The sequence below is a fragment of the Bacillus sp. Marseille-Q3570 genome (assembly GCF_946151055.1).
In the GTDB taxonomy this organism is placed as follows: domain Bacteria; phylum Bacillota; class Bacilli; order Bacillales; family Fictibacillaceae; genus Pseudalkalibacillus.
This window is the reverse complement of sequence record NZ_CAMGYZ010000012.1, coordinates 1-25,067: the sequence shown is the minus strand read 5'-3', so window position 1 is coordinate 25,067 and position 25,067 is coordinate 1. Positions and strand designations below refer to the sequence as shown.

32 protein-coding genes, 1 other RNA gene and 1 riboswitch are annotated in these 25,067 nt (G+C 40.8%); of the genes, 25 read left to right on the top strand and 8 right to left on the bottom strand.

The features are described from left to right. Window positions 1-17 precede the first annotated feature (17 nt). On the top strand, window positions 18-1,520 hold the full coding sequence (locus tag N8M93_RS16415; RefSeq protein WP_261133673.1) for a hypothetical protein: 1,503 nt from the start codon (window positions 18-20) through the stop codon (window positions 1,518-1,520). Further along, window positions 1,504-3,042 carry a hypothetical protein gene (locus tag N8M93_RS16410; RefSeq protein ID WP_261133671.1) on the top strand — a complete coding sequence of 513 codons (1,539 nt, stop codon included), beginning with the start codon at window positions 1,504-1,506 and terminating at the stop codon, window positions 3,040-3,042. The genes N8M93_RS16415 and N8M93_RS16410 overlap by 17 nt, the downstream gene beginning before the upstream one ends. A 24-nt stretch (window positions 3,043-3,066) precedes the next feature. Here the strand turns inward: N8M93_RS16410 and N8M93_RS16405 are convergent, their stop codons facing one another. After that, entirely contained in the window at window positions 3,067-3,327 is a 261-nt protein-coding gene (locus tag N8M93_RS16405) for a DNA alkylation repair protein (RefSeq protein WP_261133669.1), read from the bottom strand. Window positions 3,328-3,425: 98 nt separating this feature from the next. Between N8M93_RS16405 and N8M93_RS16400 the strand changes: the two genes are divergently transcribed. From N8M93_RS16400 to N8M93_RS16365, 8 genes are all read left to right on the top strand, one after another. Continuing rightward, complete coding sequence (locus N8M93_RS16400; protein WP_261133667.1) at window positions 3,426-3,557, top strand: hypothetical protein; 132 nt, start codon at window positions 3,426-3,428, stop codon at window positions 3,555-3,557. Between the two features lie 355 nt (window positions 3,558-3,912). Then, a complete protein-coding gene (tapA, locus tag N8M93_RS16395) occupies window positions 3,913-4,785 on the top strand; it encodes an amyloid fiber anchoring/assembly protein TapA (RefSeq protein ID WP_261133665.1) in 873 nt (290 codons plus the stop codon). A gap of 3 nt (window positions 4,786-4,788) precedes the next feature. Next, complete coding sequence (sipW, locus tag N8M93_RS16390) at window positions 4,789-5,358, top strand: signal peptidase I SipW (RefSeq protein WP_261133663.1); 570 nt, start codon at window positions 4,789-4,791, stop codon at window positions 5,356-5,358. Between the two features lie 106 nt (window positions 5,359-5,464). Continuing rightward, a complete protein-coding gene (locus N8M93_RS16385) occupies window positions 5,465-6,310 on the top strand; it encodes a CalY family protein (RefSeq protein ID WP_261133661.1) in 846 nt (281 codons plus the stop codon). 91 nt (window positions 6,311-6,401) lie between these two features. Beyond that, entirely contained in the window at window positions 6,402-7,058 is a 657-nt protein-coding gene (locus tag N8M93_RS16380) for a TasA family protein (protein WP_261133659.1), read from the top strand. A 7-nt stretch (window positions 7,059-7,065) separates the two neighbouring features. Then, on the top strand, window positions 7,066-7,671 hold the full coding sequence (locus N8M93_RS16375) for a class D sortase (RefSeq protein ID WP_261133657.1): 606 nt from the start codon (window positions 7,066-7,068) through the stop codon (window positions 7,669-7,671). 16 nt (window positions 7,672-7,687) lie between these two features. After that, window positions 7,688-7,939, top strand: coding sequence for a hypothetical protein (locus N8M93_RS16370; protein WP_261133655.1), 252 nt, complete (start codon window positions 7,688-7,690; stop codon window positions 7,937-7,939). A gap of 32 nt (window positions 7,940-7,971) precedes the next feature. After that, window positions 7,972-8,280 carry a helix-turn-helix domain-containing protein gene (locus tag N8M93_RS16365; RefSeq protein ID WP_261133653.1) on the top strand — a complete coding sequence of 103 codons (309 nt, stop codon included), beginning with the start codon at window positions 7,972-7,974 and terminating at the stop codon, window positions 8,278-8,280. Between the two features lie 34 nt (window positions 8,281-8,314). Here N8M93_RS16365 and N8M93_RS16360 read toward each other — a convergent pair whose 3' ends face one another. From N8M93_RS16360 to tapA (N8M93_RS16345), 4 genes are all read right to left on the bottom strand, one after another. Further along, on the bottom strand, window positions 8,315-8,647 hold the full coding sequence (locus N8M93_RS16360; protein WP_261133651.1) for a helix-turn-helix domain-containing protein: 333 nt from the start codon (window positions 8,645-8,647) through the stop codon (window positions 8,315-8,317). An 87-nt stretch (window positions 8,648-8,734) separates the two neighbouring features. Next, window positions 8,735-8,878, bottom strand: a complete 144-nt coding sequence (locus N8M93_RS16355; RefSeq protein WP_261133649.1) for an anti-repressor SinI family protein — start codon at window positions 8,876-8,878, stop codon at window positions 8,735-8,737. A gap of 31 nt (window positions 8,879-8,909) precedes the next feature. Further along, window positions 8,910-8,995: riboswitch (cyclic di-GMP riboswitch) on the bottom strand. 161 nt (window positions 8,996-9,156) lie between these two features. Further along, entirely contained in the window at window positions 9,157-9,807 is a 651-nt protein-coding gene (locus tag N8M93_RS16350; RefSeq protein WP_261133647.1) for a class D sortase, read from the bottom strand. Window positions 9,808-9,847: 40 nt separating this feature from the next. Further along, complete coding sequence (gene tapA, locus N8M93_RS16345) at window positions 9,848-11,593, bottom strand: amyloid fiber anchoring/assembly protein TapA (protein ID WP_261133645.1); 1,746 nt, start codon at window positions 11,591-11,593, stop codon at window positions 9,848-9,850. A gap of 161 nt (window positions 11,594-11,754) precedes the next feature. Here tapA (N8M93_RS16345) and ssrS point away from each other — a divergent pair. The 5 genes from ssrS (at window position 11,755) to N8M93_RS16320 (ending at window position 15,922) form a co-directional block, all read left to right on the top strand. Then, window positions 11,755-11,939, top strand: a non-coding RNA gene (ssrS, locus tag N8M93_RS16340) — 6S RNA. Window positions 11,940-12,046: 107 nt separating this feature from the next. Then, window positions 12,047-12,922, top strand: a complete 876-nt coding sequence (locus N8M93_RS16335; protein WP_261133643.1) for a 5'-3' exonuclease H3TH domain-containing protein — start codon at window positions 12,047-12,049, stop codon at window positions 12,920-12,922. A 138-nt stretch (window positions 12,923-13,060) separates the two neighbouring features. After that, window positions 13,061-13,966 carry a hypothetical protein gene (locus N8M93_RS16330; RefSeq protein WP_261133642.1) on the top strand — a complete coding sequence of 302 codons (906 nt, stop codon included), beginning with the start codon at window positions 13,061-13,063 and terminating at the stop codon, window positions 13,964-13,966. A 2-nt stretch (window positions 13,967-13,968) separates the two neighbouring features. Next, window positions 13,969-14,940 carry a hypothetical protein gene (locus tag N8M93_RS16325; RefSeq protein WP_261133640.1) on the top strand — a complete coding sequence of 324 codons (972 nt, stop codon included), beginning with the start codon at window positions 13,969-13,971 and terminating at the stop codon, window positions 14,938-14,940. Window positions 14,941-15,043: 103 nt separating this feature from the next. Continuing rightward, on the top strand, window positions 15,044-15,922 hold the full coding sequence (locus tag N8M93_RS16320; RefSeq protein WP_261133637.1) for an NAD(P)-dependent oxidoreductase: 879 nt from the start codon (window positions 15,044-15,046) through the stop codon (window positions 15,920-15,922). An 87-nt stretch (window positions 15,923-16,009) separates the two neighbouring features. Here the strand turns inward: N8M93_RS16320 and N8M93_RS16315 are convergent, their stop codons facing one another. Next, a complete protein-coding gene (locus N8M93_RS16315; RefSeq protein ID WP_261133636.1) occupies window positions 16,010-16,408 on the bottom strand; it encodes a reverse transcriptase-like protein in 399 nt (132 codons plus the stop codon). A 137-nt stretch (window positions 16,409-16,545) separates the two neighbouring features. Between N8M93_RS16315 and N8M93_RS16310 the strand changes: the two genes are divergently transcribed. From N8M93_RS16310 to N8M93_RS16295, 4 genes are all read left to right on the top strand, one after another. Continuing rightward, on the top strand, window positions 16,546-17,082 hold the full coding sequence (locus tag N8M93_RS16310; protein ID WP_261133635.1) for a type 1 glutamine amidotransferase domain-containing protein: 537 nt from the start codon (window positions 16,546-16,548) through the stop codon (window positions 17,080-17,082). 254 nt (window positions 17,083-17,336) lie between these two features. Continuing rightward, entirely contained in the window at window positions 17,337-17,531 is a 195-nt protein-coding gene (locus tag N8M93_RS16305; RefSeq protein ID WP_261133634.1) for a zinc-finger domain-containing protein, read from the top strand. Window positions 17,532-17,620: 89 nt separating this feature from the next. Continuing rightward, complete coding sequence (locus N8M93_RS16300; protein WP_261133632.1) at window positions 17,621-17,932, top strand: DUF6123 family protein; 312 nt, start codon at window positions 17,621-17,623, stop codon at window positions 17,930-17,932. Window positions 17,933-18,020: 88 nt separating this feature from the next. Then, on the top strand, window positions 18,021-18,665 hold the full coding sequence (locus N8M93_RS16295; RefSeq protein WP_261133631.1) for an HD domain-containing protein: 645 nt from the start codon (window positions 18,021-18,023) through the stop codon (window positions 18,663-18,665). A gap of 180 nt (window positions 18,666-18,845) precedes the next feature. On the opposite strand, the gene N8M93_RS16290 is transcribed toward N8M93_RS16295, so the two are convergent. Beyond that, complete coding sequence (locus N8M93_RS16290; RefSeq protein ID WP_261133629.1) at window positions 18,846-19,166, bottom strand: (2Fe-2S)-binding protein; 321 nt, start codon at window positions 19,164-19,166, stop codon at window positions 18,846-18,848. A 103-nt stretch (window positions 19,167-19,269) separates the two neighbouring features. Here N8M93_RS16290 and N8M93_RS16285 point away from each other — a divergent pair, with 103 nt between their 5' ends. The 5 genes from N8M93_RS16285 (at window position 19,270) to N8M93_RS16265 (ending at window position 23,604) form a co-directional block, all read left to right on the top strand. Continuing rightward, window positions 19,270-19,689 (top strand): VOC family protein, encoded by a 420-nt coding sequence (locus N8M93_RS16285; RefSeq protein WP_261133628.1) that lies wholly within the window; start codon window positions 19,270-19,272, stop codon window positions 19,687-19,689. A 48-nt stretch (window positions 19,690-19,737) separates the two neighbouring features. Continuing rightward, complete coding sequence (locus tag N8M93_RS16280) at window positions 19,738-20,601, top strand: S1 RNA-binding domain-containing protein (RefSeq protein ID WP_261133626.1); 864 nt, start codon at window positions 19,738-19,740, stop codon at window positions 20,599-20,601. Window positions 20,602-20,741: 140 nt separating this feature from the next. Then, window positions 20,742-22,430, top strand: a complete 1,689-nt coding sequence (locus N8M93_RS16275) for a formate--tetrahydrofolate ligase (protein ID WP_261133624.1) — start codon at window positions 20,742-20,744, stop codon at window positions 22,428-22,430. 300 nt (window positions 22,431-22,730) lie between these two features. Then, on the top strand, window positions 22,731-23,303 hold the full coding sequence (locus N8M93_RS16270; protein WP_261133791.1) for a cysteine hydrolase family protein: 573 nt from the start codon (window positions 22,731-22,733) through the stop codon (window positions 23,301-23,303). After that, the gene (locus N8M93_RS16265; RefSeq protein ID WP_261133622.1) at window positions 23,290-23,604 is read left to right on the top strand and encodes a hypothetical protein; all 315 of its coding nucleotides are present in this window, start codon (window positions 23,290-23,292) and stop codon (window positions 23,602-23,604) included. Before N8M93_RS16270 ends, N8M93_RS16265 begins: the two co-directional genes overlap by 14 nt. A 60-nt stretch (window positions 23,605-23,664) precedes the next feature. Here N8M93_RS16265 and N8M93_RS16260 read toward each other — a convergent pair whose 3' ends face one another. Next, complete coding sequence (locus tag N8M93_RS16260; RefSeq protein ID WP_261133620.1) at window positions 23,665-24,162, bottom strand: GNAT family N-acetyltransferase; 498 nt, start codon at window positions 24,160-24,162, stop codon at window positions 23,665-23,667. 104 nt (window positions 24,163-24,266) lie between these two features. Between N8M93_RS16260 and N8M93_RS16255 the strand changes: the two genes are divergently transcribed. Continuing rightward, window positions 24,267-24,872 carry a DUF3298 and DUF4163 domain-containing protein gene (locus tag N8M93_RS16255; RefSeq protein WP_261133618.1) on the top strand — a complete coding sequence of 202 codons (606 nt, stop codon included), beginning with the start codon at window positions 24,267-24,269 and terminating at the stop codon, window positions 24,870-24,872. The last annotated feature ends 195 nt before the right edge of the window (window positions 24,873-25,067 follow it).

The window sequence follows — 25,067 nt, the reverse complement described above, 5'->3', positions numbered from 1 at the left end:
CCGAATTGGGGGCAAAAATGAAAAAGAAAAAGCTGATAAAAATCATTCCCGTTGTTCTGATCATGGTAGCTTTTTTCCTCATCAGTGAAAAATTCCAGGAGCGAGAACGAACGGCAATTTCTGTAGATGATGAAAAGTTCAGGGTCACAGAATCAAAATCTGATCTTCGAAAGCAGTTGAGATTTGAAGTGGATATGCCCGATTATGGCTTTCAGCAACGGGTTGACGAATACAGTCTGGACACAGAAATTGATGATGTCAATGTATCGATTATGGAGAAACGACGTGATTTTCGAATCCACTCGGTAGTCAACCAGCATTTAGGATTGCTTATAACATACAGCTTCAACCTGTTGCCAGACGATGAGGAACCGAATGATATCCCTTACTTGCTTCTGGACCGACTCACCTATTTTACAGAGGACAAGAAACCGTTGGAAATCGACGTGCAGTATCCAACTGAACAAAACGCCTTTAACTGGCCGAATGATGGGATCGTGTATGAAAACCGCCTCTACAGAAGAGTTTTCATCGAAGCTGACTTTCCTACTTTGGAAAATGATTGGACGGCACGGGAAGGTGCAATCGAAAAGATCCATAAAGTCGAACTTAAAGATGTCCATTTCATCAAGAAAGACAAACCGGAAGACCAGCCAATTTACATAGAGGATATTACGCTGAAAAGTAATTTTATAGGTGAAAACACTATACTTGAAACAAAAGATCTTGAAGAAACACTTCAACTGAATGAAACCGTTTCGATCCATTTTAAAAGATTGGAGACGTTGTTGTACTCCCAAAGATTGTACCTAGATATAGGATCAGAGGATGAAAAAACGACGTTGAGGACGCTGATCTACGAACGTAATGGGCGTCCCGACAGAGCGATCATCGAAAAAGATGAAGATGGAAATCAATTTCTAACGTTACCGATCTTCGAAGAAAACATGACGGACCGTTTCGAATTTAAGATCTTGGCCGCTGAGATCCCTTCAGAAGAAGAATTGACTTTTAAAGTCACAAAGGAAGAACTCACTGCTTATCGAAAAAGAGGTGTTGATTCTATTCATAATATCAACCGTACCCTGGGAGTGGTAAACGGAACTGAGTTTACTCTGCATACCATCAGGCCAAGTGGTAGTGGATCTGACAGCGCGACGATCGGTTTCGAATTGAAAAAGACAAACACGGAGAATTATCGCAGTTCATACATTACCGACTATACAAGTATAGAGGAAGAAATGGAGAGTTACCCAGAAGAAGAGAGGGATCGCCTCGAAGGACATCCTTTCATACAGATGTCTGATCAAGATGGTGAGGTCATCAGAGTTCTGGATTTATACGGACATGGTGTGGAAGACAATGTACATATCCAATACTTCGGCATAGAAAAAGAAAAATTCAAACAAGTAGAAGAACTCAATGTACGAATATGGAACATCTCGAACCACCTTAATACTGATGAAAAAGAACTCAATATAAAGTTGAATCAAGGGGGAAACGATGAAAGGGAAAAATAAATTCATAAAGATTGTACCAGTCGTTCTGATTGTCCTGGCATTCCTGTTCATAACCGACATCTTCAAGGAAAAAGAACAGACCTCGTTTGCGGTTGATGAAGAAGTGTTCAATGTGGCAAAAACAAAAAGCGAACTGAATGAAAAGTTGAACCAATCCGTTAGAAACCATGATCCACAGCAACTTCAATTGATTGAAGAATATGATCTTATGACAGAAATCAAGGATATAGAGGTTGATATCATAGAGGAAAGACGTACTTTCAAAATCCACTCGGTTTGGAACGAAGACATGCGCCTATTGGTCACCTACAGCCTCGACTTATCTCCTTTTGATGATAAACCTGAAGAAATTCCATGTTTGTCACTTGATCGGCTGACATATCATGCTGAAGGACAAGAACCGTTTGAAGTTGCGGTTGGAAACAGAAATCACCCTGGAGGGGTATATTTACCTAATGACGGTGTTGTCTATAAAAACAGGATCTATCGACGTTTATGGATTGAACCTGAATTCAATGAAAAGATGTTCCAGGATTTTTCTGAATGGCTGGATGCAGAACAAAAGCATACCTTCAATACAGAAGCAGTTGAAAAAATAAATAAAATCGGATTAGGCGATATCGAATTGATCCAAAAGAGGGAAAATGATTCTGAAACTTCGATCGCACTGGACGATTTGTCTTTTGATTATCCTTTCAAAAGCTGGAATCCCATTTTAGAGAAGAAGCCGATCAATCAAAAAGTAAAGTTAGCTGATGATATGGAAATCACTTTTACAGATCTTGAAATGCGCTTGAATTTCAGTCAGCTGAATGTTGTGATTGATTCCCCATACGAGTTCAACAGATTGAATTATAACTATAACGGACACCAGGACTTCGCGCCGATCCAAACAAAACCCGATGGACAACAATTCTTAGGTCTTCCGCATTATCAGGGTCTTACCTTTGTAAATGAAGAAGTGCTTAAGCTGAAAGTTCTCGGCGCCACCTACAGTACCGATGAAGAAGTATCACATACAATCACGAGTGGAGATTTACAGCGATTCCTTGAGAGAGATAAAGAAGGAAACAAAAGCGAACAAATCAATCGAAAAATAGGTACAGTCAATGGGATAGAGTTCAACCTTGCCAAAATGGAAAAAGACCAAATCGGACCTGGAGCGAATGATTTCAATTATGGCTTCGTGTTATCGATAAAAGCGGATAAAGAATTGCAAGGCCTCCATTTCACAAACTATACCGAATATCAAAAACGTATAAAAGAAATGCCTGATTTAGCTCAATATCGGTTCGGTGAAGCGTTTTACGAATTGACAGATCAGGATGGCAAACCGATTCTATCGCAACAGGGGTACTCACAAGGGGTACATTCTGATGGTGAAATTTACGAACAGCAACAATTTTTCGGTATGAAAAAAGAAGATTTTGAACGGCTTGAAGAGATGAAGATACGATTATTACAGATCCCAAAGTATATCGAATTTGATGACAATGAACTGAATTTTGAATTGAACGAATAAAAGCACCTTGACGGGTGCTTTTTCTTACGAAAGAAATGGGTTTTGTGACGAGCTGGCGCGTGCTTTGAATGTTTCTTCATTTTCGATCAACCCGCATGCAGCACATTGTACACGATATTGCGACCCTTTATAAGGCATATGGAACATCTCAAGGTCATCGTTCGAATACTCCTCGACGACATCCCCAGATTGCGGGTCCAGCTTAACGCCTTTAGGAATCTGTTCAATCACATTGAAGCGGGTTCGATTGGTTTTACAGCCCGGACATAAATAAGGTCCACTCATAACGAACACCTCCTATACCTTAGATTGACCAAAAATAGAAGAATTATGAATGACAAATCGTCCATACTAATAAAAACAGATGTCAGGAGGTTCGAATGATGGGCAAACAGAAAAAAGGCAACGCCAACGCACAACGCAACAACAACGCAAAAGAAATGGAACAACGCTCAAAAGCAGCCAAAATGCCAAGCTACGCAGAAAACGAAGTGAAGAAGATGGAAAGTGAATGATGTCAACGACCAAATTACGCTGAAATATATGCCAATAAGCTAAATAAACAAATTTCGCATCCTGATGAGAGATCATCAGGATTTTTTTTGTAAGATTGTTCTATTAAAAGAACAGCAACAACCCTTAATTGGACATGAATTAGGTTACTATTATAATTGTTCTTTAAAAAGAAATTTAAAAAACTTAAAAAAGTACGAAAAATGAAGTTAATTAGAGTGAATAGGCAGAAACGTTCCCTTAAACGAACAATATGACCATTTTCACATGTTTATTCGTTCGTTATATAGGTATATACTCCGAATATAAGATGTTCTTAAAAAAGAACATACATAGGATGTTCAGGAATATTTCAAAATGTCACATCAAGAAAGGGTGAGTCCCATAAGAAAAGGGCGATTGACAATGAAAAGAAAAAGACAAATTAAAATGATTACTGGCTTTAAAGGGGTTTTGTCGGTTTATCTTCTATTGTTAATGATCGTTTACCTATCCTCACCTACAATAGCAAGTTTTAACGACATAGAAAGAATAAAAAATCACCTAGGCGCAGCAGATGTATTTCCTATTGAATGGGATAAAAGTTCTTTAGAAATTATAGGCAAAAAGATAGAAAAAAATTGTAGTGATGGAAAAATTACTGTCCCTATTAAAAACGGCGGTGAAGATATGAAAGGTACTGCAAAATATGAAGTATACAAAGCTTTAGGTGAGAATAAAAGCGATCAAAAAGAACTTGTTTATACAGGTGAATTAGAACCATTAGGTAAAAACGTAACTGGTGAACTTAGTTATAAACCAGAGGAAAACGGTAGGTATTTCTTTAAGGCATATCAACGTCCTGGGCACAAAAGTGAAAATGGAGAACAGTCATTCAATACTATGACAAGTGAAATAATTCTATTTGATTGTATAATCGATCCTGCAACTGAAGAAGAAGGCGATACTCAGGATAATCCTGCTGATACACAGGAAGATCAGAATGAGCCCTCGGAGTCAGAAAATAAAAAAGAACAGGCACCTGAATCAATAGATGCTATAACTCCAAAAACGGAAGAAGAAGCTTCACCACAGGGAGAGAAAGAATCTGAGCAAAATGTAGAAACAAATGCAGCAAAAAGTGACTCAAAAGAGTCTGCTAATAAAGATATCACTGAACCAGTCACAAAGTCAGAAGAGGAAAAGAGTAACAAAGAAACTGATAACAAAACGCAAAGTGATGGTGATTGAAGAATGAAAGTAAAGGTTTTGAAAGTGCTTAGTAATCTTACAACTACAATCTTATTTATAACGTTTATCCTTATGGCATTTGTAGTAATATCCTCCAAAGCGTCAGGGGGAGAGCCTAACTTTTTAGGATATCAGTTAAAAACAGTTCTATCTGGATCCATGGAACCAACTTTTAAAACGGGATCGATTATCGCTATTGAACCTGTTGAAGGGAAAGTGAGTTTTAGTAAAGGTGATGTTATTACTTACATGAAAGATCAAACAAATCTTGTAACCCACAGAATACATGAGGTGATTGGATCAGGAGAAACCTTACAGTACCTTACAAAAGGTGACAGCAACAAAGATCCAGATAATGAACCTGTCCTAGCAGCAAACGTTATAGGGGAGTATACAGGTTTTACTATACCGTATCTTGGATATCTGATGAATTTTGCAAATTCTAAAATGGGTGGAGCTCTACTTCTTATTATTCCGGGATTACTGTTACTTGGATATTCAATTATCACAATAACAAGTGCAATTAGAGAATTAGAACCATCTAAGAAAGAAGAAACATCAGTTAGTAGTTAGGCCAAGATTGATTCGTTTGATACTTCACATAGAAACTTAAATTTCTTTGTGAGTTCAAAATAAATTATACATACCCAAATGGGTGGAAAGAGGAGGAGTTTTGTTAATGAGTATTAAAAAGAAGTTGGGCATGGGAGTTGCAACAGCGGCATTAGGTTTATCATTAGTTGGGGGAGGAACTTGGGCAGCATTTAATGATACTGCAACAATTAACAACCATTTTGCAGCGGGTACTTTGGATTTAGAGGTTGGTCATGTAAATCAAGGTGCAAACTTTGATTTAACTAACATGAAACCAGGGGATTCAATTAAACGTGTATTTAATTTGAATAATGCAGGTAGTTTAGCAATTAAGGAAGTACTATTAAATACAACAGCTGATGATTTTACCCAAGGTGATGGTACAAACAGTGATTTAAATGAATTCTTAAAACAGTTTGAGATTGATGCATTAAAAGTGGATTCCGAGAATACTGATGGAAAATTTGAACCAAGGGAAAGTATTGTAGTCTCAGGGCAAACATTAACTCTTTATGATTTAGTGAATGCATCTTATTCTGGAAAAATTAAATCTGATTACATTGCATCTGATGGTACTGGAAGAATAAACCTTGCACCATTAGTTGTACCATCAGGTGAAACTGCATTAAGAGGAATTCCTGTCGTCCCAGAAGATATGGACAGTGTAATGTTTGTTATTACTTTCAAGGATGATCAAACAAGAACTGGTGGGGCTTATAGTGAATTTGTACAAAATAAATTCCAAGGGAATAGTGCTAATTTCTGGTTCAATTTAGAAGCTACACAATGGGATGGCATGAACCTAGACTCTTCACATGGTAGTGGTGCAATTAACAACGGGGTTCAGGGCTCTTCTGATGCTGATAATTCAACAGAACCTAGCCAACTTGTAAAACCTGGTTCAACTGTTAGTGAACCTGTTACAGACTAAACTCGAATATAAAATAAACTAATAAAAAGGTGGGGTATCCCACCTTTTTATTAAACTATTATCTCTACAGAGTGAATGAGAGGTTTTTAAAATGAAAATCAGCCGTAAATTAGTAATTATATATAGTTTACTAGTTTTAACACTCGTACTATTTTCACCTATAGGAACAACAGGAGCAGATGAGAGTTCTTCAGTTATAGATATAGCTACTTCTCCAACAAACATATTGTTTGATTTTAGTAACATTAAACCTGGAGACGTTATAGAGCGGAAGATATCTATTCAGAATAATGGTAATAATGATTTTACGTATAATACGAAGGCTGAATTTAAGTCTGGTTCGGAGCTTTTATACAATCAACTTAACCTTCAAGTTAACGACTCTAAAGGCTCTTTGTATAAAGGTAAACTCAGTGAATTTAAAGGCTTTGATCCTCGTAACCTTGCTCAGAAATCACAGGAAGATATAACTTTTTCTGTAGAGTTTCCTTGGGAGTCTGGTAACGAATTTCAGGGACTTGAGACCGAATTTATAATAGAATTTTACGCAGAAGGTAACACTTCACCGCCAAGTAACGGTGGTACACCGGATAAAGAAATTCCAACTAATAGTGGAGGTATGCCACAAACAGGTGAATCTAACCCATTATGGTATTACTTATCAGGTATTATGTTAGCAGGCCTTGGTGTAGGTATTATGCGAAAGCGTTTGACGAGTGATCGTCCTCGTTTTCGAACAAGAAGGTGAATTATTCATGAGGTTTCTACTTGGGTTATTCATCTTCTTAATCGGTCTGGGGACGGCTTTCATTCCTTATTTAAAATCCCAATATAGCATCCATCAACAACAACAACTTCTTTCAGAGTGGAATCAAACAGACCCTGATACAGCTGAAGAAAGTTTTACTTCATTGTCAAAGGTTTATGCTTCAGATGATGAAAGTACTGAAGCTCCTTCATCTGGTGAATTGGTTGGTACTGTGGAAATCCCTAGTATCGATGCTAGACTGCCAGTCCTTGAAGGAGCTACTTTATCCAATCTAAAAAAGGGTGCAGGACATCTATCAGGGACTTCATCACTGGGCCAGTTCGGAAATTCTGCCATTGCTGCACATCGAAGTTACACGTACGGTAAAGATTTTAATCGTTTAAACGAGGTAGTGCATGGAGATGAGATCATAATAAAAACAAAAGATGAAACATACACTTATACCGTATATCACACCACAAGAGTCCTTCCAGATGATACTTCCGTTCTAGCATCAGATCTTTCTAAAACCATTGTAACCCTCATTACCTGTGATCCGATGAAAGATCCTACCCATCGTTTGATTGTTCAAGCAAAGCTTAAAAATCCATAAGAAAAGGGGACTACACATGATTCGCAGGCTGAATGGTGATTATATCTCTTATATTAATAACAGAAAGATTTGTCTTACTTATAACCATGAAGATATAGGTGAAATTTCGATCAATAATCAATTTATAGGAAAGTGTCCCTATTCCTACACGAAATCTGCAATCGAGTCATTAGAACAGAAACATATACACTCAAAAATTTTCATTCAAGATGATGAAATCCTATTTGGAGAATTGAAAGTAGGAACATTGATTGATATGAAAACTTAAAAGATGAACCGTAAGAAGGTGGGATCGAAATCATGTTATGGAGCAAAATAAAAGAAGCTAGATTAGAGCAGCATATTTCAGTTATTGACCTTGCACAACGTGTACAAGTTACTGAAGCTTACATATTGAATTTAGAGAATGGAAAGATTCAAAACCCTTCATTTTTCAACATGATCAGGATAGTTAAAGAACTTGATTTGAATCTCTTTGAAATGGAGGAGTTTTTGATCGATCCGGAATGGGTTAAGCTGATGAAAGAAGCGAGGGCGTTAGGATTATCAAGCAGTGAAGTCCGGAACTTCATCTACCAACAGAAATATATGAATCTAGGAGCAAAATAAAAAGCACTGCAAAACAGTAAGATGTTTGCGGTGCTTAATTATTGTCCTGTTGTTTTTTCCATTTGTTGAACTCTAGAAAACTTCTGAATTCTTCTTTCGATACCCCTGACTCCATGGCTTCCTGGACAAGTTTCATCCAGCCCTGGTCCAGATCGTCAGTCTCAACATCAACAGAATCATGCAATAGATTGTCGAGTGGAATATTCAATACATTTGAGACTTTTTCTAGGAATTGAATAGAAGGATTAGTTTGTAGATTCCGTTCGATAGAGCTTAAGTAGGATTTAGCGACTCCAGCTCTATCAGCTAATTCGGATAATGACATTCCTTTTTGGTTTCTGTAATGTTTAAGACGATCCCCAATCATTTTTGAACTCCTTCAGGTCGATTTCTTTGGTATATTTAATTCAATTATACCATAAACCATCTGAAAAAATAGATTATGTATGGCGGTTTATGCCTTGTTTTCTAAGGGTTTTATTGGAAAATTACGAATAAAATCCCTTATTTCATTCTTCGTTAAACCAGCCTGTTTTGCGACCTTCATGAGTTCAATCCATTCAACATCCAATTTTTCACGATCTTTAAGCTTCCCCACTCATACATTCCCCCTAAAAAGTATACTGCCTCTCGGTAGCCCAGCCGTCGTAGTAACAAATACCTTAGATCTGTGACTTTGCGTCCCCGTCTTTCGATGGGTTTGCCTTTTTACAGGAGGGGTATAGGCCCAATTAATACTTCTATCATAGTCGTTGTGTAATACAAAGGTTGTAAGATTACGCTGAAAAAAAGTTCTATTTTTGTCAAAATATTAGAAAAATACGACAAAGTACCTGATTAGATGGATGGAAAATGGAAATCACTATGATAAAAGTTTTATTCTCCTTGTTTCTTTAACTCAGCTGTAAGGATATAACGTTCCGGGGCATTTCCGATGAAGTTGAATGGGTAGCAAGTGATTAATGTCAGAATAGGCTGATCAGAAGGGGCGAGAACAGATACCTCGTCAGGACTTACAATCTTTGAATCGGAAATTCGATAGGTGAATGTTCCATTAATTGTTTTAACGATGATTTCATCTTTAGGAACTAATTCATCTAAATTGCGAAATACAGTATCCCTGTGGCCGGCCAGAACGGTGTTGTTTTGTTCACCGGGCATGCTGCTGTTGATATAATGCCCCACACCCTTTGACAATTGCGCGTCGGAAGTCCCTTGGACAATTGGTAATTCACGATTCAATTTGGGAATGATCATTTTTCCAATCAGGTCATTAGGTAACGGGATGGAAAAAGCTTGTGGGTTGTCAGTATTAACATTAGTATCACTCGTGTGGGGCGTGCTTGCTTTGTCTGGTGAGTTGTTATCCAGTTGAATGATGGGCATTTCTTGTGTGCCTCTGATTGTTTCCTGGTAATCCCAATCCCGAAGTGCTTCTTCGATACGATTGTTACTTTGTTGTAGCTGAATCAAAGCATAAAAAATGAAGAAAAGCGAGAGGAGGAAAACTCCCCCCGCAATGATCATTTGTAATTTAAACTTATCCTCTCTATAGAGTCCCATGATCTCACCAAACCTTTTTCAGTCTTAGTAAATAGCCTCCTGAACCAAGAGCGAGAATAGAAGCAATCAAAAGTATGTTGTACCAAGGTGTGGCCGTGTTAGGAAGTTTATCGTTCGACCCTGGAATAGGTGAGGCAGGATCATCAGTGTCCTTATCTTGTTCTTTGTCATCATTTTTATCTTCGTCTTTGTCCTCTTCGTCGATCGGTTCATCATTCTTACATTGTGAGGTATCAGCTTTCAGTTCCACTGTTTCCATGTCAGCACCTGAAAGTTTAAGGATATTTTCGGCGTCGATGATCATGGTATGGATAGTTTCACTACTATTTGCATCGAGTTCCACAGTCCCTGTCTGTTCAGAATTCAATATTTCCCACAAGATTGTTATTTTGGTTTCGTTAGGATTTGTAATTTTCCAAATGTACTTGTTTGAATCTTCCTCATGACATTGTCCAAGGATGACTGGGGGTTCCAATTCGGTTTCTTCAGGTGGTTCCTCATTGTCTTCACATTTTTCATCAGAGCTTTCAAAGCTGTTTTGCAATGTACCATCAACCCAGATTTCTAGCTTATTATTTCCATCCGTGGTTTTTGTACCTAAAGTGATGGTCTCCATACCCTCCAAGTTGATCGTATCTGTAAGATCTGAGTCCGCTATCTTCCAGGTGAATTCGAGGGCTTCATCATTCGGGTTCGTAATTTTCCATACTCGAAGATCACCTGGATCATCCGAACATACAGGTATCACTTCAAGTGGTTTCAGCTCTGCCGGCGGAGGCTCTTCTCCACATTTTTCACCAGAGCTTTCAAGTGATACTGCCTCTTGACCTTCTACAAATACATGAAGAGTGTTATCTCCTTCTGTATCTGTCGCAAGCATTTCCGTTTCGTTGGCCGAAAGTGTAAGTTGACCTGATTGTGACCCCATTTCCCACGTGAGAATGACTTCTTCATTGTTCGGGTTTGTAATTTTCCACTTTCTCGTTTCTTCAGGATTATCTGTACAAACGGATTGAAGAACGAGAGGATCCAGGACAGGTTCCGGTGGCTCTTGAGCACATTCTTCACCATTACTCTTAAGTTCCACTTTCTTCCCATCGCCATAAAGGACTACCAGTATGTTATCTCCGGATATAGTGTCTGTTTCTAAAGTTAAAGTTGAGGATGCAGCGATCGTTGCCTCACCTGATTGTTGGGAATTCTTGATTTTCCAGTGGAATGAAACAGCTTCATCATTTGGATTATGGATTTCCCATTTACGTTTTGAATCCGGATCATCCGTACAAACTTCAGAGATGGATAGAGGTTTCAATTCAGGTTCTGGGGGTGGCTCCTGTTCACAATTTTCTACCTTAATTTCTTCACTCCATAAAACTCCTGTTCCAGGATGACCGTCTTCTTGATAGGCTTTGAACATATAGTTTCCAGGATTTTCAGGATTGAAAGTTATGGTTTGAGGTTCACCAGTATCCAATGGTCCGATCGTGCCAGTTGCAACAACGGTTCCATTTTTCGGATTACCGTTCTCTATGTAGTACAATTCGTACGCGACTGTACCACTCATTTTCCCAGAATCATTCCCATTTTTCACCACAGCATAAATCTGTTCACAATCACCTCCAGCATCGATGAACTTAAGTGAACTTTTGCTCCAATCATTTGTCGCAAAGGCATTTTGAAATGGTGTCATAATGTTGGCCGTCAAACTGAAAACAAGCAGAAGAGTCGATAATAGTGCAATCTTTTTCAATTTACATTCTCCTTTATCGTTCAATATAAAGAACATATACCCGGTTTAAATTCTTTTAAACGAACAATATATGTACTTTATAAAGAATTTATTCATGGAGGAAGAGAAAAAGAATAGGTGGGGTTGCTCACTTTACAAAAAAACCATTCCTCGATATAATTAAGTTCCTGCATTGTTGGTGACACGTTTATGTCTTAAACCGATGCCATGACAAAGGGAACCTTAAATCTCGATCTAGACGTCAAGCCGCAACTTCGGAAGCGGAAGACGAACGGATTGATGCGGGTACCCACCTGCTAATGTGGGTTTATGAGTCATGAAGTGTCACGGCAAGTGCGGGATTACATAACTGAAAAAAGCTGGCTCCAAGAGTTCATCATACTCAAGGGGTCAGCTTTCTTATTTTGTGCTACAATGGTAGAAGGATTTTTTACGGGAAAAGGGGATAAAACAATGGATAACCGCTTCATTATCATTGATGGTTTCAATTTGTTGAGCCGGTGTTATTTTGCTACAAGTTACGGTCGAGAAGATCATGAACTGACCAAAAACAGCGAAGGGCTTTATACGAACGCTCTCCGTGTAAAAGTGCAGAAGCTTTTGAACCTGATTGAAATGTACAACCCTTCACACCTGGCGATTGCATGGGATGTGAAGCGTGAGGAAACGCTTCGCCGTCAACGTTTTCCAGATTATAAGGATACACGTAATGAGCTGCCTGAGCCTTTAATCCAGCAGTACACGACGATTACCGAGCTGTTCGATATCGTCGGCGTTACGCAGTTGACGATCAGTCCGTATGAAGCGGATGACATCATCGGTACGTTATCACGTCGTTGGTCCGACGAAATGGACGGAGAATGCTTCATCTACAGCAATGATCGTGATCTGCTTCAATTGTTGACCAATAAAGTGTCACAAATCATTGCGAAGAAAAAAGAAGAGAACGCCTACACACTCAAACATTTTTCCGATGAATACGGGATCACGCCTGCTCAATGGATTGATGTAAAGGCGTTGCTAGGGGATAAAAGCGACAACATTCCAGGTGTCCACGGCGTCGGAGAAAAGGCGGCTTTGCCGATGATCCAGCAATATGGAACGGTAGAAGCGATCTATGAAGAGGAAGAACTCGATCCGATCTTCAAGCGCTATTTGAAAAAGATTGCCGCTGGCCGTGAGATGGCATTCTTAAGCAAGGAACTGGTCACCATCGATACGGAAATTCCGATTTTAAAAGAAACGCCGTGGGATGGTTTCTCATTGAGGCTCAATCGGGAAAAGCTGCGGGAAGAAGTTGAACGATTGGAACTGCGTGTCAGGATGTAGATATATGAAGAGCTGCCTTTAACATCAATCGATGTTGAGGGCAGCTCTTTTTTCGAACGCTTTCGCTATCAATACATAAATTGATTAAAGGATACTGATGTTGCTGTCCAATTTCGGAAAAGTTTGGTGGCTTTTAAAATGATATTTTGTACGTCCGTTTGTTCCAATCACCTTGCACGAGCAAAAGCTTTAGCGATGTCTCTTAAAAAACACATTCCAGACAGTAGAATGATTGTGTGTCTTGTCGAAAAAGATCTCCCGCCCCAAATTGAGAACGAACCTTTTTTTGACGAAGTTGTGTTAGCAAAGGACATGGGATTTGACGTTGAAAAAGTGATCTCGAGGTACAATCAATTCGAAGCGACCTGTGCAGTAAAAGCGCAGTTACTTAAATATTCACTCCAGCAATACGCCGATAAAGAATGTATCATTTACTTGGATTCTGATGTGAAGCTCTTTTCGTCATTTCCTGAATTAGAAGAGGCTTTTCGGAACAATTTGATCATTTTCACGCCGCATTTCATTACTCCTCCCGAAATCACGCATACAATTTTCGGAGAGAATGCAGAAGTCGAAGCCTTGAAAGTCGGCGTCATCAGCGGTGGATTCATAGGCTTGAAACGGTCATCGGTTACTGATCGTTTCCTTGACTGGTGGAACGAACGTCTGAAACATTACGCATTCGTTGATTATAAATCCGGATTCCATACAGATCAAAGATGGTTGACGGCAGCGGTAAGTTTATTTGATGAAATCAAGATCCTTAAACATCCCGGTTATAATGTTGCTTTCTGGAATTTACAACAACGGCAGATCACTTCGGAAGGTGTCTCATATTTCGCTAATGGTGAACCTTTTCGTTTCTTTCATTTTTCACAAGTGGATAGGCTTTCTGAGCATATCGATGAAACGAGTGCCATTTATCCGATCCTTGAAGAATATCTTCTGGAACTTCAGGAGTACAGCGAGATATACCCGCAAAACTGTCAATGGAGCTACAGTAAGAACAGTACAAAAGTAAGAAACAAAAGAAAAGGGCGTTGAACATGTTGTTTTTTACAATTGTTTGTGCCAATCATCTAGCATTAGCGTCCATACTAAGGGACTCGATCAAACGGCATATGCCTGAACATAAATTCATTGTCTGTGTCCTTGAGAAAGAGATGCCCCATAATATCGAGTCTTTCAGAAGTTTTGATGATACTATTCTTGCAAAAGACATAGGGTTTAAGGATTTCAATCAGATGATTTTCAAATATAACCAATATGAAGCTTCTGGAGCTTGTAAAGGGCAATTGTTCCGTCATTTGCTTCAGGCCCATCCATCCGAAAACAACTTTGTACTTTTAGACGCAGATACGCAAGTTTTCAGTCCGTTCACCGAGGTGCAGGATGCATTGAAAACCCATTCTATTGTCATTACACCTCATATCCTCCATCCTCCAGAAGATTTGGCATCAAGGGGCTGCGAACAGTCATTCCTTCAAGCTGGAATATTCAATACAGGCTTTGTAGCGATAAAAAGAACAAGAACGGCAAATGCATTTGTGGATTGGTGGGCAGAACGGCTTGAACATTTCAGTTATACTGACCCACCACGCGGTCTTTATAATGAACAAAGATGGATTGATCATGTGCCGGTCTATTTTGATCACGTCCTGCAATTGAAACATCCAGGATATAACATTGCGAAATGGAACTTTTTTGAACGGGCGCTAAAAATACAAAACGGAAAATATTTTGTCAATGGACTTCCTCTCCGGTTTTTCCATTTCTCGGGTTTCATCAATACAACCACACATTCAAAGAGCCATGAAATTATCAGGAATTATAAAACGATTCTGAAGGATAAGGGACATGGTATGCAATGCAGGGAAAAATGGAGCTATGACTATTTTGATGATCAAAGACCTATCAAAGATCGTATGCGGACAATTTATAAAAACAATCCTTTAGCACGCGCAGAGATCATTGATCCGTTCAAGGAAAGCAAACGGACTTTTAACAGATATAAATAATCATCCATATGGACATTGGTAATCTCTTCTAAAGGAAATTCGGAATGATTGAAGAACTCCTTTTATAATGGGGGTTTTATTTTTTGTAAGGATGGAGGTAATTATGGATATAAAAGAAGCGACAATCGGATTTGTGGGAACTGGTGTGATGGGGCAAAGCATGGCGAAAAACTTGATGGATGATGGGTATTCCGTCCTTCTTCACACGCGGACAAAGTCAAAGGCAGAAACTCTTCTTGACTCAGGTGCAGTTTGGAAAGAGACCGTGGCTGAACTTGCTTCGGAATCGAACATCATCATTACGATGGTCGGGTATCCACATGATGTTGAAGAAGTCTATTTCGGTGAAAAAGGAATACTTGAAAATGCCAGGACTCATACCTATGTCATTGATATGACGACTTCGAGCCCTGCGCTTGCGAAAGAAATTTATGAAGAAGCTTTGACGAGGAAAATTTTTGCATTGGATGCCCCGGTTTCAGGTGGGGACATCGGTGCGAGGAACGGTAAGCTGGCCATCATGGTAGGCGGTGATCCAGAAGTTTTTGAGGCTGTCAAACCGATTTTTGATGTGATGGGGGAGAACATCATCCTCCAGGGAAAAGCCGGCGCAGGTCAGCATACGAAAATGTGCAACCAGATTGCGATTGCGACGAACATGATCGGTGTTTGTGAAGCAATTGTATATGCGGAAAAAGCGGGGCTCGATCCGTCGAAAGTACTTGATAGCATCACCACAGGTGCAGCAGGAAGCTGGTCGTTAAGCAACCTGGCACCTCGGATGATTGCTGAAGACGATCAACCCGGATTTTATATCAAACATTTCATCAAAGACATGAGTATTGCCTTAGAGTCGGCGACAGAGATGGGAATGACAACCCCTGGACTGGAGTTATCGCTTTCCCTTTATAAATCATTAGCTGAAAAAGGGGAGGAAAACTGCGGGACCCAGGCGTTGATCAAGTGGTTCCAATCCCAATAGGAAAGTTTGTGGTGAGGTAGTCAACTCCTTTTTTTAGTAAAATCGTACCAAGTTGTACGATTAAGGAGCAAAGTTGCTCAATCCGAACTACATTGGTTCATTCAACTGAATCGCAGCACGTGCGAGCTTGTCTGCATTTTTGTTTTGGGAGCTTGGAATCCATTTGATGAAGAAGAGGTCCAAGTCATCTTTCAAATGAAGAATCTGTTGCAACAGCGGTTGATACAGATTCTTTTTTACGTATTCCTTATCGACAGCCTGCTCGACTAGCTGGGAATCCGTCCGAAAAGATACGATTTTATATTGTTTTCCGATACAGATTTTCAACGCGTGGATGACCGCATGGTATTCAGCTTCATGGTTTGTCATCGTTCCGAGTGGAATCGAATAGGATTCTGGACCTTCCGGCAATCCTTTAATGAATATACCCGCACCAGATGGGCCTGGATTCCCTGAACTTGCGCCATCTACATAAACATCTATCATAGAAATCCCCTTTTAACTTTTAATACTAACGTTTATATTATCACAAAAATCGGGTAATGGTACTACCATACCTGCATGGATTACGGCCTTCAAGAAAGGTCGAACAACGAATGTTGTAAAAAAAGGAGGTTCACATGATGAGACTGTCGAATAAGCGTATATTGGCTTTTGTAGAAGATGACTTCGAAGACCTTGAACTGTGGTATCCGGTGATGAGGCTTCGGGAAGAAGGCGCGACGGTACACATCGTCGGTAAAGAAGAAAACAAAGCGTACAAAGGGAAATATGGAGTTCCGGCAGTTGCGGATTACAGCTATGATGACGTGAACTTTTATGAATACGATGGCGTTCTCGTCCCTGGCGGTTGGGCGCCTGATAAATTACGACGTGATGAAAAGGTTTTGGAAATCGTGCAGTTCATGGAAAACCAAAAGCGGGTGATCGGCCAGATCTGCCATGCTGGATGGGTCCTGATATCTGCAGGTATATTGAATGATAAAGTGGTGACAAGTACCCCTGGAATCAAGGATGATATGAAGAATGCAGGTGCTGAGTGGCGTGATGAGTCCGTTACGGTTGATGGCCATCTCGTTTCAAGTCGAAGGCCGCCTGATCTTCCGGATTACTTGCGGGAACTGATATCAGTCTTAGAAAAAGGAAGCAGCCAAGACTAACCACTCCCTCGCGGGTGGTTTTCTTTTGGCATAGAAAAAGCAGTGGTATCAATAAAATAAAACAAGAAACGGTATACTTATAGTGAGGATTCTATTGGAGATATCAGTGAAACCACCAGAAATAACGGTGCAAACTCGATAATTATCGGTGCAATCTCCAGAAATAACGGTGCAAACTTGATATTTATCGGTGTAACTTTCAGAAATAACGGTGCAAGCCAGAAATTCATCATTAAAATGCAGGAGTGAGACGAGTGGAACGAAGGGTTGTGACAGAGGAAATCGAATGGACATTGAACACATTCTGCCGGGATTGTTTTGTGCGTGATGCGTTCAAGAAAGATTATGGGAAAAACTATGCCCAAAGCTTTTGCAATCGGGACTGCAGTGTCGGCCAGCGGCTTCAAGCCCTTGGAGAATCATTGATGTCGAAAAGTGTAGAAAAATAACGAAATTCTGATAACTTTGGTTCCGCTCCTCTTTTTTTATGTTAATATAAAAATACCAATTTTTAAAAAAGGGGTAGGGCTTAAGGTATATGCATATTGATTCGACTGGTAATTATATCGAGTTTTTAAGCAGCAAAGGCATCCATTTGACCGAAAATCATATTGCATTCATTTATTTTGGGAAAAAGTATACGGATTCGGAAGAGGAAGTTGTCAATGTAGCGATTGAAACGACCTTGAAGGTTCAGGTCAAGTTTGAAGGAAGTTATTACATCGCTTTATTGGAGGCTATGAAACAAGCCGGGGTTGAGAACTATTTCGAGGCGAAACGATTTGTCCAAAAGAATCGGATCGTTCCGAAAACATTACATAGAGAAAAACAGCCACAAAACAGCATCTGACGGAATGCTGTTTTTTCCATGCATTGAAGAGGCTCAACTAGCGCCTAAGGATTGGCTGAGTCAGGTTTCTTTAAGGAGAGAATGATTAATGGAACAAATTCGAGCGAATATCGAACAACTGGTAAAAGAAAAATTGAAGGATGATCATACGGGTCATGACTGGGACCATATCGAAAGAGTCCGATCGTTAGCTTTACGTATCGGTAAAAATGAAGGTGCTGACTTGATGGTCTGTGAACTTGCTGTGCTGCTCCATGATCTGATTGACGACAAGCTGGTTGAAGATGAAGACGAAGCTTTACAGGAAGTAACTCGTGTTTTAGAAAATGAAGATTTACAGCAAGAAGTAATCAAGCACATTGTAGAAATCATAACAACGATGTCGTTCAGCAAGAGTTCGGAAAAGGGAATGCGGACACTGGAGGGGAAAGTTGTCCAGGACGCGGATCGTCTGGATGCACTCGGTGCAATCGGGATAGCCCGGACGTTCATGTTTGCTGGGGCGAAAGGGGAAGCGATGCATCAAGCCCATTTGCCGCCGAGAACAGAACCGATGACTAAGGAAGAATACAGACACGGTGAAAGCACCGCAATCAATCATTTTTATGAAAAATTGTTCAAGTTGAAAAGCTTGATGAACACGGAAACAGGAGTAAAACTCGCGGAGGAACGCCATCGCTACATGGAAGGCTTTATAGAACAGTTTTTAGCCGATTGGGAAGGGATTAAGTGATTGCATAGAAAATCATGATCGCGACAAGATTAAAAGAAGTTACAACATCATTCTAAGAAATCACGACAAAACCGAAAATAATCACGACAAAACCGAAAATAATCACGACAAAACCGAAAATAATCACGACTATTGCATTGAAAAAGGACTCCACCATCGAAGTCCTTTCACTGCATCCTTTTATTCGGCTGGTCTTGGTCCAGCGTCCATGTCGGCGTTTTCTTCGGTCATGATCGGGCGCACGGTTGCGTCATCGTTCACACGTACCTGGCAAGATAACCGGAATCCTTCCTGTAGTCCTTTTCGGCTGAAGGCTTCTTTTTCAATGTCTGTCAATTCACCGAAATCACCGGCTTCCACTTCTACTCGGCAAGTCGTACATTTCGCTTTACCGCCACAACGGTGGAGGATGTTGATTCCGTTGTCTTCAAGTGCTAATACGAGTTTTTTCCCTTCTTCTACATCAAATGTTCCATGGTCTGGCACTGTAATCTTTGGCATGATCTTCCTCCTTAGAGATGAATTACCTAATAGTATACTATACTGTTGCCTTTTACATGTAATTTTAAACTGGAATCGATTTTGAAGGAGTGATCCCTGTCTTATGCAGAAAACCCTTGACCACATTGGTATAGCTGTCCGAGATATAGATGAAGCACTCAACTTTTATGTGAAAATACTCGGGGGCAAGGTGGAGCATCGTTATACAAGTGAAGCACCTGGTGTGGAGGTTCATGTTGCGGCTGTCAGAGTTGATGGAGAACTGATCGAGCTGCTTCAACCCACTTCAAATACGTCGCCTGTTGCTCGGTTTATAAGGCAAAAAGGAAAGGGAGTCCACCACGTGGCTTATCGTGTTGATGATCTGGACCAGGCAATTGAAGAAGCTGAACAGCAAGGAATCCGATTCCTCAAAGATACATACCGGACGAACCAATTTGGCCGTCGGTTGATATATCTGAACCCGATTTCCACCGAGGGGACAATCGTGGAATTTTGTGATTATCCAGATCAATCATTCTGATATAATGGGAAAGAATAATGACAAAGATCGAAAAGGAAGTTGTTAATAATGAATTCATTAGAAGCTGGAAATATCGTCAACCTGATTGTCGATCGTAAAACGGAATTAGGGTATGTGCTGACGAATGCGAAGAGGGAAGAGGTCTTTTTGCACCGATCAGAAACGGAAAATGATTTGGAAAATGATGAACGGGTGAAGGTATTCCTTTACCACGATCATAAAGGACGTCTTGCAGCAACGACAACGATGCCTTTCATCGATATGAACAGTATTGCATGGTTGGAAGTCGTCGGGTTCAAGCATAGTTTAGGTGTTTTCATGAATATCGGCATCAAAAAGGATGTTTTGCTATCAAAGGATGACTTGCCGACGGAGCGCTCATTATGGCCACAAGAAGGAGATAAATTATATTGCGGACTGCGTACGGATAAAAAGGGGCGGTTATTCGCAGACCTGGCAACGAATGAAGAAATCGAAACGCTATCACAAACCGCTCCGGAAACACTTCGTAACCAATATTTGACGGGACATATCTATCGATTCAATGAACAAGGAGCGATGATTTTTACGGATGACCGCTACATTGCTTTCCTCCATCAAGATGAAGCGGATACGAAGCTTCGGCTCGGTCAGCGCTTGCAAGTAAGGGTGACATTCATACGTGAAGACGGCAGGATGAATGCGTCTCTCAAAGCACCGAAGGAAATCGCTTATGAAGAAGACTCCCAGCGTTTGATCGATTATTTGGAGAAGAACGGTGGGTTCATGCCGTATCATGACAAATCAGCTCCAGAGGACCTCAAACAGGCATTCGGACTGTCAAAAGCGGCTTTCAAAAGGGCGATGGGGAAGCTGCTGAAGGAAGGAAAAGTGAAGCAATCATCCGAAGGGACAGAACTTATACAGAAATAGTAAAAAATCCCTTCAATTTGTATGAAAGTGCTTTCATTTTTCAAGGAGTATTGTTATCGTATTATATGGGCGGCGTAATTAAGGTACGTTGCAAACAAATATAAGAGTCAAGTGTAATTAGATGATGGAGGGATTGGCACGTGGTCGAAAACACGAAGGTTAAAACAGATATTGAAATTGCCCAGGAGGCAAAGCTTTTACCTATAAAAGAAATTGCTGAACAATTGAACCTATCAGAAGAAGAGTGGGAACCTTACGGACGTTACAAAGCAAAAATTTCTTTGGATGTAATGGATCGCTTGAAGGAAACGGCTGAAGGGAAGGTCGTCCTTGTTACATCAATCAATCCGACGCCTGCAGGTGAAGGGAAATCGACGGTTACGGTTGGACTTGGACAGGCGCTCAATAAAATCGGAAAAAAAGCGTTGATCGCGTTACGTGAACCATCTTTAGGACCGAGCATGGGGATCAAAGGCGGTGCAGCTGGCGGCGGTTATTCACAAGTCATGCCGATGGAAGAGATCAATCTCCATTTCACTGGCGATTTGCACGCGATCACAACAGCAAATAACGCATTATCAGCATTGATCGATAATCATATCCATCAGGGAAATGAGCTGAACATCGATACACGCAGGATCGTTTGGAAGCGTGTGGTCGATATGAACGACCGTTCACTTCGAAATGTTGTCGTTGGTCTTGGCGGCCCGGTTCAAGGTGTTCCGCGGGAAGATGGATTTGATATCACTGTTGCTTCTGAAATCATGGCGATTTTCTGTTTATCCCAGAACGTCAAGGATCTTAAGAAACGTCTATCTAAAATGGTCGTCGCGTATGATACGAACAAACAGCCTGTCACTGTAAAGGATCTCGGTGTTGAAGGTGCACTTGCGCTTCTTTTGAAAGATGCAATCAAGCCGAACCTTGTACAGACGTTGGAAAATACGCCTGCCTTGATCCATGGCGGACCTTTTGCAAACATCGCGCACGGTTGTAATAGTGTCATCGCAACAAAAATGGCATCGAAACTAGGTGACTATGTCGTGACAGAGTCTGGATTCGGAGCAGATCTTGGAGCCGAGAAGTTCCTTGATATCAAAGCGCGGTATGGCGAAATCGATCCGAATCTCGTCGTCGTTGTAGCGACAGTCCGTGCCTTGAAGATGCATGGGGGAGTTCCGAAAGATCAACTTGGTGAAGAAAACCTTGATGCCCTTGCTAAGGGAATGGTGAACTTAGAAAAGCACCTTGAAACTGTCAAAGCGTTCGGTTTACCGTTCGTTGTGGCGCTTAACCATTTTGTGAAAGATACGGATCGAGAAGTCGAATACGTAAAAGAATGGTGTGCGAAAAACGGCGTAGAGGTAGCAGTAGCTAAAGTATGGGCTGACGGCGGCCAGGGTGGAGAAGAGCTTGCTCAAAAAGTCGTCGATATGATCGAATCAGCCGAAAATAATTATAAACCGCTCTACACGTTAGAACTTCCTATTGAGGAAAAAATCGAAACGATCGCCCGTATTGTATATGGAGCGGATGGAGTAGATTTTTCACCAAAAGCGAAGAAACAGCTGAAAGAATTCACGGAAAATGGTTGGGATAACCTTCCTGTATGCATGGCGAAGACCCAGTATTCATTGTCTGATGATCCAACTCTGCTTGGACGTCCGAAAGGATTCAGAATCCAGATCCGGGAATTACGCGCTTCAATCGGTGCAGGGTTTGTCGTTGCATTGACTGGAAACGTGATGACGATGCCAGGACTTCCGAAGAAACCTGCTGCACTTAACATGGATGTTAATGAGGATGGGCAAGCTGTCGGTCTTTTCTAAGTCGGTAAATGATAAACTGCGAATTTCCGACGCACAGGACGTGTTAGTACTGCCGTTGTCACAGGACGTGAAGGTTTTAGCCGGTATCCTTTCCGAGTCCTCAAAACCTTCGTGCCTTGAACTTTCGACGTACAGGACGTACTAGTACCGGCGTTGTCATAGGACGTGACGGTTTTAGCCGGTGTTGTTTCTAATTCACCGACCATTGGAAAATGATAAACTGCAAAATGACCAAAAAGCACTCAATACTGGGTGCTTTTTTCCGTTATAATGGAGGTAGAAATGTGATAGGGGGAATGTATCGTGAAAGCTTTGGTTGTCATTGATTATACGAATGATTTTGTCGCAGACGATGGCCGTTTGACTTGTGGAGAATCTGGTCAATCGATCGAAAGGCGAATCACTGAATTGACCCAGTCTTTCGTCGAAGCTGGTGAATATGTCGTTTTTGCTGTGGATGTCCATGACGAAAATGACCCGCATCATCCTGAGAGTACGTTGTTCCCAGCCCATAATATCCGTGGTACATCTGGCCGTTTCCAGTATGGTGAGCTTGGTGAATATTATGAGAAGGTCAAGGACCGGGTCTATTGGATGGATAAGACCAGATACAGCGCGTTTGCAGGGACTGATCTGGAGTTGAAACTGCGCGAGCGGGGGATCCATGAACTCCATCTTGTCGGTGTTTGCACAGACATCTGTGTATTGCATACAGCAATTGACGCTTATAACGAAGGTTTCAAAATCGTCGTCCATGAGGACGCAGTACAAACATTCAATCCGGCAGGCCACGAGTGGGCACTCGACCATTTTAAAAATACCCTTGGTGCTGAGGTAGTGAAAGCAGCTGAACGTTCAAATGTCACAAAATGATTTTTCTCTCGTAAAAGAGAAGCTTGATGCTGCACTTGAAGACTGGGAGGAAATGCAGAAGACAAGAGGTGATGAAGGGGCTGAGTGGGCTGAACGATTTGAACGTCATTTTTACGATATGATCGGTGCAGTGAAATACTGGTACCACTCCCTTGAAACGAAACCTGGAAGTTACGAAGAATTGGAGTCCATGTCTGAAATGGAGGAAATTCAAGAACAGCTTCCAGGTCCTCTCCAACTGAATTTTCTTGCCGAATTAGAAGACATCTATGACGGACTCGAAAAGAAATCGTATGATTGATCATCAATCAGGCTGTACCTTTAGGTGGTGCAGTCTTTCTTTGATCAAAAATGCAGCTTCCTACGTCAGTTCCGCCCAGCCATAAGCAATTTCAGTGTGAAACTGTCCTTCGATTTGCAATTGATCTCGTCCTGCTTCTTTTCCGCCTAGTTTTTCATAGAAATGCTTCGAATCGTTCTCTTCCAACGCCCAGATCAGCATCGATTCCCAATTGCGAGATTTGAATTCGGTGACTGCCGCATTGACGAGCGCTTTGCCGATCCCTTTTCGCTGATATTCTTTCAATATGTATATCGCATAAATCTCAGCTTCAAATGGAAGATGATCACTTCTGTTATTTCCAGCGCTGACAAACCCGACTACCTTTCCATCTTCAACAGCTACGAGTAAGATCGGATCAGCCTGTTCTAAATTTCGCGTCCATTGTGAAACTTTCTGTTCAGATGTTAATGAATCGAGGAATGTATCCGACACAATCCCCCGGTAAGTCGTTTTCCAACTTGCAACGTGTACTTCGGCGATCTGGCAGATGTCTTTCCTTTCGGCTCTCCGTATCATTCTTCATCACCCTTTCTATAAAATCGTGTACCAAAATATAGGGAATTGAATAACATATACCATCATGATAATCGCCCATGCCCGAATTGAAAAGAGGGAAAAGGATGTTTGATCCGATCAAGCCGGTGAAAATAATCACCATTAAAAATGAAAAAGGTCCTACCAAAGTGAGTTACCCGAAAATTGTCGGGATGAAGAATATGAAAGTCGAAGCTCAGATCAATAAAGCAATACGCAAAGTCGTGAATCAATTGAAAGAAGAAGCTGAAGAACCCGATACAAGTGTCACCATCACGTATTCAATCAAAGCGAACCGCAACGGTGTGTTAAGCATCATCATCCTCTTAGACTTTTACAAGGAACACGCCGCCCATCCCATGCAAGTCCGGAGAGCCTTGACGTTTTCTACTTTATCAGGTCATCATTTCACATTTTCAGAACTCTTCAATCCGAACAGCTACTATAAGACGCGATTGACTCGTTATGTAAGTGATTATATTAAAGCTGAAAATATCCCGGTTTTCGATCAGCCTCCGAAAGTGTCAGATAAACAAGAATATTATTTGACAGATGAGGCACTCGTATTGTATTACCAGTTATACGAGTATACACCCTATGCTTATGGGTTCCTCGAAATTCCAGTTCCATTCGAAACCGTCATACCGATGCTTTCACGACAAAGTCCGATCCGTCAGTTGACATCTAGATAATATAGGCTTAAGACTCATCATAGCTCAGTGATTCTCACATACTATGAAACTGGTATGGTGAAGGCTAGATGAACTGTATCCCGAATAATGGACACTTATAAAAAAGTCCACTATTCGGGATTTTTTGTGTTAATTCAATCAGAAAACCCGTTATAATCAAAACAAATGGAGAGAACGGGGAATTAATTATGAATA

Coding starts and splice junctions, on each gene's coding strand:
- N8M93_RS16415 (WP_261133673.1), top strand. CDS start 18: ATGAAAAAGAAAAAGCTGATAAAAATCATTCCCGTTGTTCTGATCATG.
- N8M93_RS16410 (WP_261133671.1), top strand. CDS start 1,504: ATGAAAGGGAAAAATAAATTCATAAAGATTGTACCAGTCGTTCTGATT.
- N8M93_RS16405 (WP_261133669.1), bottom strand. CDS start 3,327: ATGAGTGGACCTTATTTATGTCCGGGCTGTAAAACCAATCGAACCCGC.
- N8M93_RS16400 (WP_261133667.1), top strand. CDS start 3,426: ATGGGCAAACAGAAAAAAGGCAACGCCAACGCACAACGCAACAACAAC.
- tapA (WP_261133665.1), top strand. CDS start 3,913: ATGTCACATCAAGAAAGGGTGAGTCCCATAAGAAAAGGGCGATTGACA.
- sipW (WP_261133663.1), top strand. CDS start 4,789: ATGAAAGTAAAGGTTTTGAAAGTGCTTAGTAATCTTACAACTACAATC.
- N8M93_RS16385 (WP_261133661.1), top strand. CDS start 5,465: ATGAGTATTAAAAAGAAGTTGGGCATGGGAGTTGCAACAGCGGCATTA.
- N8M93_RS16380 (WP_261133659.1), top strand. CDS start 6,402: ATGAAAATCAGCCGTAAATTAGTAATTATATATAGTTTACTAGTTTTA.
- N8M93_RS16375 (WP_261133657.1), top strand. CDS start 7,066: ATGAGGTTTCTACTTGGGTTATTCATCTTCTTAATCGGTCTGGGGACG.
- N8M93_RS16370 (WP_261133655.1), top strand. CDS start 7,688: ATGATTCGCAGGCTGAATGGTGATTATATCTCTTATATTAATAACAGA.
- N8M93_RS16365 (WP_261133653.1), top strand. CDS start 7,972: ATGTTATGGAGCAAAATAAAAGAAGCTAGATTAGAGCAGCATATTTCA.
- N8M93_RS16360 (WP_261133651.1), bottom strand. CDS start 8,647: ATGATTGGGGATCGTCTTAAACATTACAGAAACCAAAAAGGAATGTCA.
- N8M93_RS16350 (WP_261133647.1), bottom strand. CDS start 9,807: ATGATCATTGCGGGGGGAGTTTTCCTCCTCTCGCTTTTCTTCATTTTT.
- N8M93_RS16335 (WP_261133643.1), top strand. CDS start 12,047: ATGGATAACCGCTTCATTATCATTGATGGTTTCAATTTGTTGAGCCGG.
- N8M93_RS16330 (WP_261133642.1), top strand. CDS start 13,061: ATGATATTTTGTACGTCCGTTTGTTCCAATCACCTTGCACGAGCAAAA.
- N8M93_RS16325 (WP_261133640.1), top strand. CDS start 13,969: ATGTTGTTTTTTACAATTGTTTGTGCCAATCATCTAGCATTAGCGTCC.
- N8M93_RS16320 (WP_261133637.1), top strand. CDS start 15,044: ATGGATATAAAAGAAGCGACAATCGGATTTGTGGGAACTGGTGTGATG.
- N8M93_RS16315 (WP_261133636.1), bottom strand. CDS start 16,408: ATGATAGATGTTTATGTAGATGGCGCAAGTTCAGGGAATCCAGGCCCA.
- N8M93_RS16310 (WP_261133635.1), top strand. CDS start 16,546: ATGAGACTGTCGAATAAGCGTATATTGGCTTTTGTAGAAGATGACTTC.
- N8M93_RS16300 (WP_261133632.1), top strand. CDS start 17,621: ATGCATATTGATTCGACTGGTAATTATATCGAGTTTTTAAGCAGCAAA.
- N8M93_RS16295 (WP_261133631.1), top strand. CDS start 18,021: ATGGAACAAATTCGAGCGAATATCGAACAACTGGTAAAAGAAAAATTG.
- N8M93_RS16290 (WP_261133629.1), bottom strand. CDS start 19,166: ATGCCAAAGATTACAGTGCCAGACCATGGAACATTTGATGTAGAAGAA.
- N8M93_RS16285 (WP_261133628.1), top strand. CDS start 19,270: ATGCAGAAAACCCTTGACCACATTGGTATAGCTGTCCGAGATATAGAT.
- N8M93_RS16280 (WP_261133626.1), top strand. CDS start 19,738: ATGAATTCATTAGAAGCTGGAAATATCGTCAACCTGATTGTCGATCGT.
- N8M93_RS16265 (WP_261133622.1), top strand. CDS start 23,290: ATGTCACAAAATGATTTTTCTCTCGTAAAAGAGAAGCTTGATGCTGCA.
- N8M93_RS16260 (WP_261133620.1), bottom strand. CDS start 24,162: ATGATACGGAGAGCCGAAAGGAAAGACATCTGCCAGATCGCCGAAGTA.
- N8M93_RS16255 (WP_261133618.1), top strand. CDS start 24,267: ATGTTTGATCCGATCAAGCCGGTGAAAATAATCACCATTAAAAATGAA.